Raw genomic sequence first — 459 nt, forward strand, 5'->3', positions numbered from 1 at the left:
GGAGCTCGTCGAGGACATCGACTTCACGATGCTCACGACGACGGACGCCCAGGGCAACCTCGTGAGCCGGCCGATGAGCACGCGTCAGATGGACGACGCGGGCGACATCTGGTTCTTCACGCTCGAGCACACCCAGAAGGTCGCGCAGGCGCAGTCCGATCCCGAGCACGACGTCGGGCTCTCGTACCTCGACGCGAAGGACCATCGGTACGTGTCGATCGCCGGGCGGGCGACCGTCGTGCACGACCGGGCGAAGATGGAGGAGCTCTACTCGCCCGACCTGAACATCTGGTTCGAGGACGGCCTGGACACGCCCGACATCGCGCTGCTGCGCGTGACCCCCGTCGAATGCGAGTTCTGGGAGCCGGCCCCCGGCAAGCTCGTCGCCGCAGCCGGGATGCTCAAGGCGCTGGTGACGCGGGACACGCCCGACGACATGATGCGGCACGGCCGCGTCAC

1 protein-coding gene is annotated in these 459 nt (G+C 68.2%); it reads left to right on the forward strand.

Translation table 11 applies throughout. From position 1 onward, the window contains the following. Positions 1 to 459: pyridoxamine 5'-phosphate oxidase family protein (locus ACE3O1_RS11930; protein ID WP_374315316.1), on the forward strand; the 459-nt coding region annotated here is incomplete at both ends.

Origin of the sequence: Microbacterium sp., assembly GCF_041909575.1 — a bacterium.
GTDB lineage: Bacteria > Actinomycetota > Actinomycetes > Actinomycetales > Microbacteriaceae > Microbacterium.